Annotated in this window: 12 protein-coding genes; 7 read left to right on the top strand and 5 right to left on the bottom strand. The window is 71.3% G+C overall.

All coding sequences use genetic code 11. The annotated features are described in order from the left end of the window. Positions 1 to 128 precede the first annotated feature (128 nt). From gap to OHB01_RS34630, 5 genes are all read left to right on the top strand, one after another. Positions 129 to 1,133, top strand: a complete 1,005-nt coding sequence (gene gap / locus OHB01_RS34650; RefSeq protein ID WP_142651811.1) for a type I glyceraldehyde-3-phosphate dehydrogenase — start codon at positions 129 to 131, stop codon at positions 1,131 to 1,133. After that, a complete protein-coding gene (locus OHB01_RS34645; RefSeq protein ID WP_142651812.1) occupies positions 1,133 to 2,320 on the top strand; it encodes a phosphoglycerate kinase in 1,188 nt (395 codons plus the stop codon). Before gap ends, OHB01_RS34645 begins: the two co-directional genes overlap by 1 nt. Then, entirely contained in the window at positions 2,321 to 3,100 is a 780-nt protein-coding gene (gene tpiA / locus OHB01_RS34640; protein ID WP_142651813.1) for a triose-phosphate isomerase, read from the top strand. A gap of 149 nt (positions 3,101 to 3,249) precedes the next feature. Beyond that, positions 3,250 to 3,480, top strand: coding sequence for a preprotein translocase subunit SecG (gene secG / locus OHB01_RS34635; protein ID WP_076441471.1), 231 nt, complete (start codon positions 3,250 to 3,252; stop codon positions 3,478 to 3,480). A gap of 75 nt (positions 3,481 to 3,555) precedes the next feature. Beyond that, a complete protein-coding gene (locus OHB01_RS34630) occupies positions 3,556 to 3,903 on the top strand; it encodes an RNA polymerase-binding protein RbpA (protein WP_079319880.1) in 348 nt (115 codons plus the stop codon). 182 nt (positions 3,904 to 4,085) lie between these two features. On the opposite strand, the gene OHB01_RS34625 is transcribed toward OHB01_RS34630, so the two are convergent. Together OHB01_RS34625 and OHB01_RS34620 are read right to left on the bottom strand one after the other, a co-directional pair. Further along, entirely contained in the window at positions 4,086 to 5,693 is a 1,608-nt protein-coding gene (locus tag OHB01_RS34625) for an amidohydrolase (protein WP_142651814.1), read from the bottom strand. An 11-nt stretch (positions 5,694 to 5,704) separates the two neighbouring features. Beyond that, positions 5,705 to 7,102, bottom strand: a complete 1,398-nt coding sequence (locus OHB01_RS34620) for an FAD-dependent oxidoreductase (protein WP_328854547.1) — start codon at positions 7,100 to 7,102, stop codon at positions 5,705 to 5,707. Between the two features lie 197 nt (positions 7,103 to 7,299). Here OHB01_RS34620 and OHB01_RS34615 point away from each other — a divergent pair, with 197 nt between their 5' ends. Then, the gene (locus OHB01_RS34615; protein WP_328854546.1) at positions 7,300 to 8,376 is read left to right on the top strand and encodes a GNAT family N-acetyltransferase; all 1,077 of its coding nucleotides are present in this window, start codon (positions 7,300 to 7,302) and stop codon (positions 8,374 to 8,376) included. A 68-nt stretch (positions 8,377 to 8,444) separates the two neighbouring features. Here the strand turns inward: OHB01_RS34615 and OHB01_RS34610 are convergent, their stop codons facing one another. Beyond that, a complete protein-coding gene (locus OHB01_RS34610) occupies positions 8,445 to 8,993 on the bottom strand; it encodes a YciI family protein (RefSeq protein WP_328854545.1) in 549 nt (182 codons plus the stop codon). A 47-nt stretch (positions 8,994 to 9,040) separates the two neighbouring features. Between OHB01_RS34610 and OHB01_RS34605 the strand changes: the two genes are divergently transcribed. Further along, positions 9,041 to 9,925: a hypothetical protein gene (locus OHB01_RS34605; RefSeq protein ID WP_147944940.1), complete on the top strand. Its 885-nt coding sequence runs from the start codon at positions 9,041 to 9,043 to the stop codon at positions 9,923 to 9,925. A gap of 477 nt (positions 9,926 to 10,402) precedes the next feature. Here OHB01_RS34605 and OHB01_RS34600 read toward each other — a convergent pair whose 3' ends face one another. Together OHB01_RS34600 and OHB01_RS34595 are read right to left on the bottom strand one after the other, a co-directional pair. Then, positions 10,403 to 12,949 (bottom strand): DUF222 domain-containing protein, encoded by a 2,547-nt coding sequence (locus OHB01_RS34600; RefSeq protein WP_328854544.1) that lies wholly within the window; start codon positions 12,947 to 12,949, stop codon positions 10,403 to 10,405. After that, positions 12,928 to 13,143 carry a hypothetical protein gene (locus tag OHB01_RS34595; RefSeq protein WP_328710371.1) on the bottom strand — a complete coding sequence of 72 codons (216 nt, stop codon included), beginning with the start codon at positions 13,141 to 13,143 and terminating at the stop codon, positions 12,928 to 12,930. The genes OHB01_RS34600 and OHB01_RS34595 overlap by 22 nt, the downstream gene beginning before the upstream one ends. Between the last annotated feature and the right edge of the window lie 609 nt (positions 13,144 to 13,752).

Raw genomic sequence — 13,752 nt, 5'->3', positions numbered from 1 at the left:
GCCTGACACGCCGTCAAAGAGCGGCCCGGTGGTCTACACCAATTTGGGTCCGATAAGGTCTGTCATTGAGGTTTAACACAGCCCTGGCGCCGGTACGCCGGCGCACGACGTACGAGGAGATCGGATCCGTGAGCATCCGCGTAGGCGTCAACGGCTTCGGCCGTATCGGCCGTAACTTCTGGCGCGCTGTGGCGGCCAGCGGCAAGGACATCGAGGTCGTCGCCGTCAACGACCTCACCGACAACGCCACGCTGGCCCACCTGCTGAAGTACGACAGCATCCTGGGCCGCCTGCCGTACGAGGTGAAGGCCTCGGCGGACGAGATCACCGTTGACGGCAAGGCGATCAAGGCGTTCGCCGAGCGCGACCCTGCCAAGCTGCCCTGGGGCGACCTGGGCGTGGACGTCGTCGTCGAGTCGACCGGTCTGTTCACCGACGCCACCAAGGCCAAGGTGCACGCCGACAACGGCGCGAAGAAGGTCATCATCTCCGCTCCGGCGAAGAACGAAGACGTGACGATCGTCATGGGCGTCAACCACGAGAAGTACGACGCGGCCGCTCACACGATCATCTCCAACGCCTCCTGCACCACCAACTGCCTGGCCCCGATGGCCAAGGTCATCAACGACACCTTCGGCATCGAGAAGGGTCTGATGACCACCATCCACGCCTACACGCAGGACCAGAACCTGCAGGACGGCCCGCACAAGGACCTGCGCCGCGCCCGCGCCGCCGCGCTGAACATCGTCCCGACCTCCACCGGCGCCGCCAAGGCCATCGGCCTGGTCCTGCCGGAGCTGAAGGGCAAGCTCGACGGTTACGCGCTGCGCGTGCCGATCCCGACGGGCTCGGCCACCGACCTCACGGTCGAGGTCGGCCGCGAGACCACCGTCGAGGAGGTCAACGCCGCGCTCAAGGCCGCCGCCGAGGGCTCGCTCAAGGGCTACCTCAGCTACACCGAGGACGAGATCGTCTCCAGCGACATCGTCACCGACCCGTCGTCCTGCATCTTCGACGCCGGCCTCACCAAGGTCATCGGCAACCAGGTCAAGGTCGTCGGCTGGTACGACAACGAGTGGGGCTACTCCAACCGCCTCGTGGACCTCATCGAGTACGTGGGCGCCTCCCTCTGATGATCGGAATCGACGAGCTCGACGTGAAGGGCCGGCGCGTGTTCGTGCGCGCCGACCTCAACGTCCCCCTCGACGGGGAGACGATCACCGACGACGGTCGCATCCGGGCGTCGGTGCCGACGATCAAGAAGCTGGTCGAGCGCGGCGCGAAGGTCATCGTCGCCGCCCACCTCGGCCGCCCCAAGGGCTCCGTCACGCCGAAGTACTCGCTCGCCCCGGTCTCCCGGCGGCTGGCCGAGCTGCTCGGCCAGGACGTGGCGTTCGCCACCGACGTGGTCGGCGAGTCCGCGCAGAGCGTGGTGGCGGGTCTGCAGGACGGGCAGGTCGCCCTCCTGGAGAACCTGCGCTTCGAGCCGGGTGAGGAGTCCAAGGACGACGCGGTCAGGGGCGAGTTCGCCGACAAGCTGGCCGCCCTCGCCGAGCTGTACGTCGGCGACGGCTTCGGCGCGGTGCACCGCAAGCACGCCAGCGTCTACGACCTGCCCAAGCGGCTGCCGCACGCGGCGGGCGACCTGATCCTCGCCGAGGTCGAGGTGCTACGCAAGCTCACCGAGGACCCGGCCAGGCCGTACGTCGTCGTGCTGGGCGGCGCGAAGGTCTCCGACAAGCTCGGCGTCATCGCGAACCTGCTGTCCAAGGTCGACCGCCTGCTCATCGGCGGCGGCATGGCCTACACGTTCCTGAAGTCCCAGGGACACGAGGTGGGCAAGTCGCTGCTGCAGGAGGACCAGATCGACCAGGTCAAGGGCTTCCTCGAAGAGGCGGCCTCGCGCGGGGTCGAGCTGGTGCTGCCGGTGGACGTGCTGGCCGCCACGGAGTTCGGCCCCGACGCGCCGTACGAGGTCGTGGACGCCACCGCGATCCCGGCCGACCGCGAGGGCCTGGACATCGGCCCCCGCACCCGTGAGCTGTTCGCCTCCAAACTGGCCGACGCGCAGACCGTGTTCTGGAACGGCCCGATGGGCGTGTTCGAGTTCGACGCGTTCTCCGGCGGCACCCGCGCGGTGGCCGAGGCGCTGGTGAACTCCAAGGCGTTCACCGTGGTCGGCGGCGGCGACTCGGCGGCGGCCGTGCGCAGGCTCGGCCTGCCCGAGGACGGCTTCTCGCACATTTCCACCGGTGGCGGCGCGAGCCTCGAGTATCTCGAAGGCAAGACGCTGCCCGGACTCGCGGCGCTGGAGGAGTAGATGGCCCGCAAGCCGCTGTTCGCCGGCAACTGGAAGATGAACCTCAACCACCTTGAGGCCATCAACCTGGTGCAGAAGCTGGCGTTCACGCTCACCGACCGCGACTACGACAAGGCGGACGTCGCGGTCATCCCGCCGTTCACCGCCCTGCGCAGCGTGCAGACGCTCGTGGACGCCGACAAGCTCCGCATCGCCTACGGCGCCCAGGACCTGTCGGCGCACGACTCCGGCGCGTACACCGGGGAGATCTCCGGGGCCATGCTGGCCAAGCTCGGCTGCACGTACGTGCTTGTGGGGCACTCGGAGCGGCGGCAGTACCACGGCGAGGACGAGGCGCTGTGCAACGCCAAGGTCAAGGCCGCCTACCGGCACTCGCTGACGCCCATCCTGTGTGTGGGCGAGGGGCTGCCGGTGCGCCAGGAGGGCCGCCACGTCGAGCACACGCTGGCGCAGCTCGACGGTGCGCTGGAGGGCGTGCCCGCCGAGCAGGTGAAGTCCATCGTGATCGCCTATGAGCCGGTCTGGGCGATCGGCACCGGCGAGGTCGCCACGCCGAAGGACGCCCAGGAGGTGTGCGGCGCCATCAGGACGCGACTCGCCGAGCTTTACGGTGACGATGTGGCCTCTGTTGTCCGTATCCTTTACGGTGGCTCGGTGAAGTCGGACAACGTCGCCGGCATCATGGCGGAGACCGACATCGACGGCGCCCTCGTGGGAGGGGCCAGCCTCGACGCGGGAGAATTCGCCAAGATCTGCCGATTTGGCGAGTCCGCCGGTTAGCTGAGCCGTTTGGGGGGTGCGACTTGACATCAGGACGTACCCTCGAAGAACACAATTGAATCGTCACGCCGATGGCACATCGTGCATCCGCACGTCGGTGACATCGTGCACACGCGTCGTGCACGCCCGGACATAGGAACAGGTCTACGGTGACAATCGGAATCTCCATCGCCCTCATCCTGTCGAGCGCTCTGATGGTGCTGCTCGTCCTGCTCCACAAGGGCAAGGGCGGCGGCCTGTCCGACCTGTTCGGAGGCGGGTTCTCGTCCTCCTTCGGCGGTTCGTCGGTGGTGGAGCGTAACCTGGACCGTCTCACCATCATCACCGGCATCGTCTGGTTCGTCTGCATCATCGCGCTGGGCCTGCTGCTCAAGCCGTAGCGGACGGCCTCCGGCCACGCGTGACAGAGATTCACCTCCCCCCGTCCGCGGGGCGATCGAGCAAGGAGTTCATCGGTGGGTAGTGGCAACGCGATCCGTGGCAGCCGAGTCGGCGCCGGCCCCATGGGAGAGGCCGAACGCGGCGAGGCCGCCCCCCGTGTGCGGGTCTCGTTCTGGTGCGCGAACATGCACGAGACGCGCCCGAGCTTCGCCAGCGACGCGGCCGTTCCCGAGTTCTGGGACTGCCCGCGGTGCGGCCTGCCGGCCGGGCAGGACCAGTCGAACCCGCCTGCTCCGCCGAAGAACGAGCCGTACAAGACGCACCTCGCGTACGTGAAGGAGCGCCGCAGCGACAAGGACGGCGCGCAGATCCTCGCCGAGGCGCTGGAGCGGCTGCGCTCCTCCTCCCGCCCGATCTACTGATCCGGACACCCGTGTAGGCCCTTTCCGCTCAGGCGGGGAGGGCCTTTCACATGTCCGCGGGCTCCCGCTCGGCGGCGCGGTAAGCGGCCGTGGCGATGTGGGCGGATGTGGGCGGATGTGGGCGAACGAGTGGTCGAGCGGGCCGGCGTCGCCGGTGGTCCAGGCCGGCCCGCTCGTTCCGGTCATCCGCCGTGCACGGGCTCGCCGTCGAGGAACGTCATGACGACCTTGGTGGTCCAGATGTCCTTCGGGTCGAGGGCGAACGGGTCGCGGTCGAGCACGACGAGGTCGGCCGGGCGGCCCTCCTCGATCACCCCGGCGGGCGAGCGGTTGATCCAGGCCGATCCCTCGGTATAGGCCGTCATGATGGTCCGCAGGTCGAGGCTCTGCTCGGGGAGGAACGGGGTCTGGGCGGTGGGGTAGGTCGCGTGGACGGAACCGCCCGGCTCGGTGCGGTTGACCGCCACGTGCATGGCCTCCAGGGGGTTCGCCGAGGAGACCGGCCAGTCCGAGCCCCCGGCGAACCGGGTGCCGTGCCGTACGAGGTCGGCGAAGGGATACTGCCAAGAGGACCGCTCCTCGCCGAGGAAGGGGATGCACAGCTCGTCCATCTGCAGGTGGTGGGTGGCCCACAGCGCCTGGAGGTTGGCCGTCACCCCGAGCTCGGCGAAGCGCGGCACGTCCTGCGGCGTGATGATCTGCACGTGTGCGACGTGGTGCCGGTTGGCGGGGTCGGTGCCGGTCAGCGCGTCGAGCGCCTCGCGCACGGCCCGCTCACCGATGGCGTGGAAGTGCACCTGGAAGCCCAGGGAGTCGAGCTCCTTGACGTACCCGCCGAGCAGCGCCGGGTCGATGTACGACAGGCCGGTGCCGCCGCAGCGGCAGTAGGGCTCGATGACGGCGGCGGTGAAGTTCTCCGGGATGCCGTCCTGCATGATCTTGACCGAGGTCGCGCGGAACCGGTCCAGGCCCGCGGCGGACGCGCGCCGCTCCACCAGGCTCGGGATCTGCTCGGCGCCCTGCGCGCGGTCCCACCACAGGGCGCCGACCACGCGCGCCTTCAGCCGCCCGGAGGAGGCCGCGGAGATGTAGGTGGGCAGCTGGTCGTCCGACCCGGCGTACGACCCGACGATGGCGTCCTGCCAGCCGGTGATGCCCAGCGAGAACAGGTGGGCCTGCGCGTCCATCAGGGCGGCGTCGACGTCGGCCGGCGTGGGGCGGGGCGTGAGCAGGCCGACGAGGTCCATGGCGCCCTCGTGCAGCACGCCGCTCGGCGTGCCGTCCGGGTCGCGCTCGATGCGGCCGTCCGCGGGGTCGGGGGTGTCCTTCGTGATGCCGGCGAGCTCCAGGGCCCGCGTGTTGACCCAGGCGGCGTGGTGGTCGCGCTGCACGAAGTACGCCGGGCGGTCGAGGAAGTCGAGCTGCGACCGGTGGGGGAGGCCGCCGGGGAAGGCCGACATGTCCCAGCCGCCGCCGTCGATCCACGCCTTCTCCGGATTTCTCGTGGCATAGTCGGCGATCTTCGCGGTGTAGGCGTCGAGTCCGTACACCTCGGCCAGGTCGCACTTGGCCCGCTCGAGCCCGGCCTGCACGGGGTGGATGTGAGCGTCGGTGAACCCCGGCGTCAGCAGGCCGCCGCCGAGGTCCACCGGCTCGGCGTCCGGCGCGAGCCGTACGAGGTCGGACTCGGCGCCGACGGCGGCGATGACGCCGTCGCGGACGAGGACCGCCTCGGCGAAACCGCCGGGGACGAAGACACGGCCGCCGCGGAACAGGAGGGAGGAGCTCACAAATCAGCCTTTCAGTGCCCGGTGATCTTGTCGGCGATCCTGGCCAGTACGGACGTCCTGGTCATGCCCCTGCGTTCGCGGGCGTCGGCCAGGCGGTAGAGACGGTACATCGAATGGACGCCGAGCCAGCGCAGGGGCTCGGGCTCCCAGGCGCGCACCCGCCGGTCCACCCACGGCATCCGGGTCAGGTCGGTGTCGCGGCGCAGCACCAGGTCGCACAGCGTGCGCCCGGCGAGGTTGGTGGTGGTCACGCCGTGACCCGTGTAGCCGCCCGCCCAGCCGAGGCCGGTGGCCGGGTCCACGTGCACGGCCGAGCACCAGTCACGCGGCACGCCGAGCACGCCCGACCAGGCGTGCTCCACCCGCGACCCGGCGACGGCCGGGAAGAAGGAGACCAGCAGGTCCCACAGGGCGTCCACGGTCCAGTCGTGCGTGTGCCCCCGCTCGTCGACCCTCGATCCGTACAGGTAGGGCCTGCCGCGCCCGCCGAAGGCGATGCGGTCGTCGGCCGTCCGCTGGGCGTACATGTAGTAGTGCGCCATGTCGCCGAGCAGCTCGCGGCCCTGCCAGCCGAGCTCCGCCCAGACCTCCTCGGGCAGCGGCTCGGTGACGATCATGGAGCTGTTCATGGGCAGCCAGTCGCGGCGATGACCGGCGATGGTGGCGGTGAACCCCTCGGTGCAGCGCAGCACGTGGTCCGCCCGCACCGTGCCGTACGGCGTGACCGCCCGGCCCGGCGCGATCTCGGTGACGGGGGTCCGTTCGTAGATCTCGACGCCCAGGTCGCGTACGGCCCGCGCCAGGCCGCGGACGAGCTTGGCCGGCTGGATCCTGGCGCAGTGCGGGCTCCAGGTGGCCCCGGTGGCTCCCGCGATGCGCAGCCGGTCGTTCATCTCGTCGCTGGTCAGCAGCCGGACGTCGCCGGCGTCCCAGCCCCAGGCGCGCTGGCTCGTCAGCTCCTCGCGCAGCCGCAGGTCCTGCGCCGGGCCGCGCGCGACGGTGAGCAGGCCGCCCTTGACGATGTCGGCGTCGATGCCCTCCTCGCGGGCGATACGGATGACCTCGTCGATGGCCTCGAACATCGCGCGCTGCAGCCGCCGGGCGCCGTCCCGTCCGTGGGTCTTCGCGTACCGCTCGGGGGAGCCGGCCAGCGCGCCGGTCAGCCAGCCGCCGTTGCGTCCCGACGCGCCGAACCCGGCGAACTCCTTCTCGAGCACGACGATCCGCAGCGACGGGTCGGCCTTCTTCAGGTAGTAGGCGGTCCACAGCCCCGTGTAGCCCGCGCCGATCACGGCCACGTCGGCCTGCAGGTCGCCGCCCAGGGGCTCTCCGGGGGTGGGCACTCCCGGCGACCGATACCAGAAGGACACCTCGCCGTTGACGAAGCCGGGGGACAGGGGAGCTGTCATGGTGCACATCCTGCTATATCCGTGCTGATCTCGCTATTCGGCGACGGATGCCGTGGAGATCCAGCGGAACACATGCGGATAACCGTAGCTGTAACGTGGCACACCGACAGGAAACGACCGGCTCACCGCTGTGTAGCAAAGGTGTAACAGCGCTCCTGCACCCTGAAGACCAGCACAACGGAGGGGAGCGGGTAGCGATGGGGTTCTTCCGGATCCGTACGACCGTGGACGAGCGGCCCGGGCGGCTGGCGTCGCTGGCGACCGCCCTGGCCGACAAGGGCGGCAACATCCTCGGCCTTTCGGTGCAGCCCGACACGGACGGCACGGTCGACGAGTTCGTCACGGACATCCCCGCCTCCCCCGAGGCCGTACGCGAGGCGCTGGAGGCCGCGGGCGGGCGGCGGGTGCGGATCGTGCCCGCCACCGCGCACGAACTGACCGACGAGCCGACGCGCACACTGCTGCTCGCCGCCCGGCTGCGCACGGCCCCCTGGCGCCTGCCGGAGATCCTGGGCGAGCTGCTGCGCGCCGACGACGCCCGCTGGGTGTACGGCGCGAGCGCCGCGCTCGCGCGCAGCGAGGACGGCGACGGCGACGAGGGGGAGGCTGTCGAACTGCCCGACCCGGGCCTGCTCGTGGTGCCCGTGGCGCCCCGGCGGTCGATCCGGCTGCGCCGCTCCGGGCTCCCGTTCACCCTGACCGAGGCGGCCCGTGCCGCCGCGATGGTGAGGCTGGCGCAGCCGCCGGCCGAACCGTCCGCGGCCGAGGGGCCGGTGCGGCTCGCCGACGGCGCGGAGGTGCAGGTCAAGCCGCTGACCTCGCTCTACCGCGAGGCGCTGCGCGACCTGCACGAGCGCTGCTCGCCCGAGACGCGCAGGTTCCGCTACTTCACCGCCAACCCCACCCTGCCGCCCCGCACGTTCGACCGGCTGTGCGACCGGTCCCGCGGCCAGTCGCTCGTCGCGGGGCACGACGGCCAGGTCGTGGCGCTCGCGTCGCTGATGTTCACCGCGGACCCGGGCATCGCGGAGATCGCCTTCCTCGTGGAGGACCGCTGGCAGGGCCGCGGGCTCGGCGGCCGCCTGGCCCGCATGCTCCTCGCCCAGGCCAGGGACCTCGGCTTCGCCGAAGTGCGGGCGACCCTCCTGTACGACAACACGCGCATGCGCAGGCTCTTGAGCTCCCTCGGCGCGACGCTCGCCCACACCGAGGACCCTGGTGTGATGGAGGCGCGGATCGCCGTGGGCGTGATGGCGACAGCGTCCCCGAGCTGACGCCCTCACGGGTGGTCCTCCTGGTCCGGCGTAGCTCAGGGCGCCGGACCAGGACGGATCGCCCCGGTCTACCGCCGCCCGCCGAACTCCCAGTCGTGCACCTCGATGGCGGCGTACCGGTCCCGGGTCAGGACGGCGCGTGCCGCGTCCATGTCCGGTGCCCGGACCAGCGCCGCCGTACCCAGCCAGGCGGCGCCGTCGTCGGACAGCAGCGGCCCGTACGCGATCAGTTCGTCCCGATCGGTCGGCGGAACGAGATCGGCGGCCTCCCCGGAGCCCAGACCCAGCACCAGATATCGGTTGCCGCCGTCCCGGCCGCCGGGAAAGTCCCACATGGTGCGTCCGAGCGCGTTGCGCCACCGCCGTATCATCACGTCCCGATACACCCCGGCCTGATAGTTGGGCTCGTCGAAGGCGAACGCACGCGCGGCGGCGGGATCGGGCAGGTCGACGATGTGCACGCTGCCGGTGGCGATGCCCGCGGCGCGGTCCAGAGTCGGGCCACGGGCGATCAACTCCGCGTCGAACCGGTCCATGTAGGACCAGTGGGCCTCCACCAGCTCCTCGCGCAGCGGGTCCGAGCCGGGCCGATCACGGTGATAACAGAAGAACTCCACGCGACGAGTGCCTATCACAGGGGAACGTCAGGGGGTACACGTGGTCTGTGGACTTCGACGAGGCGGCCGACCGGCTCTACGGCATGGTGCCCGAGGAGTTCACCTCGGCGCGTGACGCGCTGGCCAAGGAAGCGAAGGCGGCGGGGGACGCCGCGCTGGCCAAGCGGATCAAGGCGTTGCGCAAGCCCACCGTGGTCGCCTGGGCCGTCAACCGGACCGCCCGCGAACGGAGCCGGGAGCTCGGGCGGCTGCTCGACCTCGGACGGCGGCTGCGGGACGCCTGGCGCGCCCAGGACGCCGAGGCCCTGGCCGAGGCCGGTCGCGAACGGACCCCACTCGTCGCCCGTCTCGTCCGGTCCGTACGGGAGGAGGCGGAGGCGGCCGGGCATCCGCTGGCTCCGGCGGCCGACCTGGAGATCGAGCAGACCCTCGACGCCGCGGTGGTGGACGAGGACGCGGCCGAGCAGGTGCGCCTGGGCCGGCTGACCCGCCCTCTGAGCTACAGCGGCTTCACTCCCGCCCCTGTCGTGCGACCCGCCCCCGAACCGGCGGCGCGCAGGCAGGCGGCGCCTAAGGCCGGAGGCGACGAAGCGGAGCGGGAACGGCGGGAAGCCGAGCACGAGCGCCGCGTGAAGGAGCTGGAAGACGCCCTCGCCGAGGCCGAGCGGGCCGCCCGGGAGGCGGAGCGGGGCCGCGCCGACTGGGCGGCCGAACGGACGGAGGCCGAGCGCGAGCACGAGCGGCGTACGGCCAAGGTCGAGGCGCTCACGGACAAGCTGGCCAAGGCCAAGGAGAAGCTGAAGTCGGCCGAACACCGGCTGGAAGTCGTCCGCCGCGAGGAGACGAAGGCCGAACGCGCCGCCAGGTCCGCCCGCCAGCGCGCCGACCAGGCCCGTGCCGCCCTCGACGAGGCCCGATCAGGCCCCCCGTAGGGGGTTCTCCCTGCCCTCTTGTCGCCCATCTGTCCACACCTGCCCCTGCTTTGGTCCACAAGCGACACATCCGTCCCTGCCTCTCTTCTCCCGCTGGTGCGATGTGAGGTGCGGTTACTGATGCCTTCTTGTGCTGTGTCCTCAAGGCGAGGCTGCGCTCTCAGGGCGAGGCTGTTGAACGGGCCGGTGTCCGCCGGGCGGCGCCGCACCGCACCACCGCGCCCCGCCCGGCGCCGCGCCGCGCCGCCCCGCGCCGCGCCGCGCCGCGCCGCGTCGACTAGGATCACCGGCACGCGACCGGCCACGCTCCCGAGTTTCGCCAAGCGCAACGCTACGTCTGGCGTCGGCAGACGGTGTGACCGGCCGCGCCGCCGCACCACCGCGCCGCCGCACCACCGCGCCGCCACACCACCGGGCCCACGCCACAGCTCCGCCGCGTCCCAGTCGTTCGCGGCGCTCACCCCCGCACCTCCGGCCTCATTCATGTAGTCGTCGGGCTTGTCCGAGGCGGTGGTAGGTGAAGGCCCAGCGGTCTTCGCCGACTTTGCGGCGGGTGTAGCGGTCGGGGTGCTGGTAGCGGTCGCGGTTGTGGAACTGGCAGGCCGGGCCCAGCAGCTTCAGGTCCGTGAGGCCGCCGGTGCTCCAGTTGTCGGCGTGGTCGATCTGGCACATGGTCGCCGGGAGTGGGCAGCCGTCGATCCAGCAGGTGGCGTAGCGGGCGTAGATGGCCCGGCGTTGGGCGGGGGTGGCGAGGCGGACTTTTCGGCCCATGTCGAGAACCTGTCCCTCGGCGTTCATGACGATCCGGACCAGTGTCGAGGTCCGGGCGAGGCGGTGCACGCTGGAGAGGGGCAGCACCTGCCCGGTCGCCAGCAGCAACCCCGGCGCTGTCCCCGGTGCCATTCCCAACGACGCCCCCAACGACGCCCCCAGCGATGCCCCCAATGCTGATCCCAGCAGTCCCCCTGGCGGCATGCCTGCTGACGCTCCCAGCGCCGTCCCCAGCGACGCCCCGGGCATCGTGCCCGCCGACGCACCCCGTGACGCACCCTGCCCTGCTCCAGGTGACGCCCCTTCCGACGTCCCTGGCGTGCCCTGGCCATGCCGGCAGTCCCCCGTAGGCCGAGGCCCGGCGTGGGTGTGACGTGCGGAGGCGTCCTCGGGAGGAGGATCCGGCCACGCCGCCTCCGAAGACACCGCCGCCGAAGACGCCGCCTGAGATGGCGCTGCCTCCGAGTGCTCTGCCTGCGATGGCGACGCGCCCCAAGACCCCGCGCCCCAAGACGCCGTGTCCCAAGACGCCGTGTCCGAAGGCGCCGTGTCCGAAGGCGCCGTGTCCGAATGCCCTCCACGGTCGGCTGGCCATGCTGCCCCGCGCCGTGTGGTGTGCGGTGCTCCAGACGGGGCCGCAGCGCGGTCGCCGTCGCCGCCTGTGGCGGGCGCGGTCTCGTGGCGCTCGGCAGAGCTGGTGCTGACGGTCTCTCCGCCCTCGGCGGAGGCGGTGCTTGCGGTGTGGTCGCCCTCGGCAACGGCGGTGCTTGCGGTGTCGGACGGCTCGCACTCGCCGGGCCGCCGCTCACCGGCATCGCTACCCGTACCGGCACCTGCCTCGGCCTCGGCAGTGTCGAACTCGTCGGCTTCGGCGGGCGCAGGGTCGCCAGCGTTGTCGGCGTCGGGGCAGTCGGTGCCGCCCGCAGTGGGGTCGCCCATCACGCCGGAGGCGGCGCCCTCGGCCCCGGTGGGGTCGTCGGCGCTTTCGGCGTCGCTGTCGCAGTCGCCGGTGGCAACGGCCTCGCTCGGGGCCTCGGAGCTTCCCGTGGCGTCGGGGGTGTAGTCGCTGGTGACGTCGGCCTCGGGAGTGTCGAAGCCGTCGGGGCCGTCCGCGCCGCTCGCGTGACCGGGGCCGCTCATCGCGTCGGAGGCATTGTCGGCGGCCTCGACAGGCGCAGGGGCTACGGTGTCGGCGGCGCTCTCGGTGCAGGCGTCAGCGGCTCCGTCGGCATCGGCATTGCTCCCCGCACCGGCACCTGCCTCGGCCTCGGCCGAGTCGAGGTCGTCGGACTCGCCGGGAGCAAAGTCGCCCGTGTGCTCCCGGCCTTCCTCGAAGTCCTCGGCGTCCCGCGCGTCCTCGACATGGTCGGCGGGGTCGTCGGTGGCCGGGTCAGCGGGGTCTTGGGTGGCCGGGTCGGTGTCGTCGGTAGCCGGGTCGGCGGGGTCTTGGGTGGCCGGGTCGGCGGGGTATGGGTTGTCGTCGGTGGGGTCGGTGGGGTCGGTGGGGTCGGTGGTTTCGGGGTCGGTGGTTTCGGGGTCGGTGGGGAGGGATTCGGCGCTGACCACGACGAGGAGCTCGGTGACGATCTTCTGCTCCAGCAGGGCGATCAGCGCGTCCGCCTGACGTACCGTCAGCGGGCGGTCATCCCCCTGCGCCCTCAGCTTGGCGTACGCCTGCAACAACGCCATCAACCGGGCGCCGGCCTCACGCGGCAGGTAGAACTCCCCTTCCACGCCGCCGCCCTTGCCCGGGCGGACCCGCAGGAACCGCCGCCCGTAATCGGCCCGCTCATCCCGCTCATCCCCATCAGGGTCCAGCACCGCCCGCAGATGGCGGCCGGCCTTGGCGACCTCCGCCGCCCCGGCCTTGCCCGCCAGGTCCACCAAGATCGGCTCCGCCAGGCCGGCCTGCTCATCCGATAGCCCGGCCACAGCGGCGCAGATGGCCTCCACCACCCCCGCCGCCAACTCACCCGCAGCGAACTTCTCCCGCACGGTAGGGAGGCGCGGCAGTTCCGCCCCCAACGTGAGCAGGCGGCCCGCACCCCCCACCGTCATCCCCCCACTCGTGCGCAGCCAGCACCGGGTGGAGGCATGCCCATGCTGCCTGGCCTGCCCCGCACGATGCACCCGCCCCACCCGGTCGGCCAGGGCGCTGGTGATCCGGTCGCGGGCGAACAGCAACTCCTCCGCCTCGGCCAGGCACATGTCCACGTCATCGGGAAGCGGGGTCAGCGCCAGCTCTTGGGCCACCTCACGAACCGACCCCACCACCACCCACGACGACCGCACACGACGCTGGTCACGACCACGATCACGACCACCCACACCGCCGGAAGCACCCGCACCCGGGCCCGTCGCGCTAGCAGCGTCCGGGCCAGTGGTATCTGCGCCGTCGTCGGCAGCTCCACGCTCGGCGTTCGCGTCAGCGCCGTCCGTGTCAGCACCGCTCATGCCAGCGGCATTCGCACCGGTGGCAGCCCCGCTCGCGGCGTTCGCGCCGTCGTTATCTGCGCTGTCGGTATCGGTGCCTGGGACGTCCATGCCCGGGGCGTCCGCGCTTGCGGCGCGGGGCGCGTCGGCGGGCTGCCGGGGCCCAAAGTTGATGATCGGGAAGGGCGCGCGGGCGGACGAACCGTCGGACGACCACAGTGGGGAATTGGCGATCAGGCGATCCCACCAGCCGTCGCTCCAGTCGCTATCGACGTTGTTCGAACGACGAAGGTGCTCAGGATCGATGTCGGACAGATCCATCGCACTCTCCTAGCTTGATTCGAAATACTGTTTGAATTATCTCCTGGTCGTGTCACTCTTAGCAACCGGGCGACGCCTACCAGTTGGGGTTACAGGCTTGCGGCGCAAGCGGGCAGGGGAGAGCCCGACCGCGATGGGGACAGGAGCAGAGCAGGCCGGAGGCGCAGGGAGAAGCAGGGGGATGCGCAGGGAGAAGCAGGGGAGATCCCGGGCGTGATGAGGGCTGGGAGCAGAGCGCGCGGGAGACACAGGGAGAGAAGCAGAGAGAGATCAGGGGATGAGGATGGGGCACCAGCCGCGGG

The sequence above is a fragment of the Microbispora hainanensis genome (genome assembly GCF_036186745.1).
In the GTDB taxonomy this organism is placed as follows: Bacteria; Actinomycetota; Actinomycetes; order Streptosporangiales; family Streptosporangiaceae; genus Microbispora.
Note: the sequence above shows the minus strand (reverse complement) of the source record. Positions and strands in the feature narration are given on the sequence as shown.

Excerpts from the sequence above, each read along its gene's own strand:
- OHB01_RS34645 (WP_142651812.1), top strand. The coding sequence starts at position 1,133 with ATGATCGGAATCGACGAGCTCGACGTGAAGGGCCGGCGCGTGTTCGTG.
- tpiA (WP_142651813.1), top strand. The coding sequence starts at position 2,321 with ATGGCCCGCAAGCCGCTGTTCGCCGGCAACTGGAAGATGAACCTCAAC.
- OHB01_RS34620 (WP_328854547.1), bottom strand. The coding sequence starts at position 7,102 with ATGACAGCTCCCCTGTCCCCCGGCTTCGTCAACGGCGAGGTGTCCTTC.
- OHB01_RS34615 (WP_328854546.1), top strand. The coding sequence starts at position 7,300 with ATGGGGTTCTTCCGGATCCGTACGACCGTGGACGAGCGGCCCGGGCGG.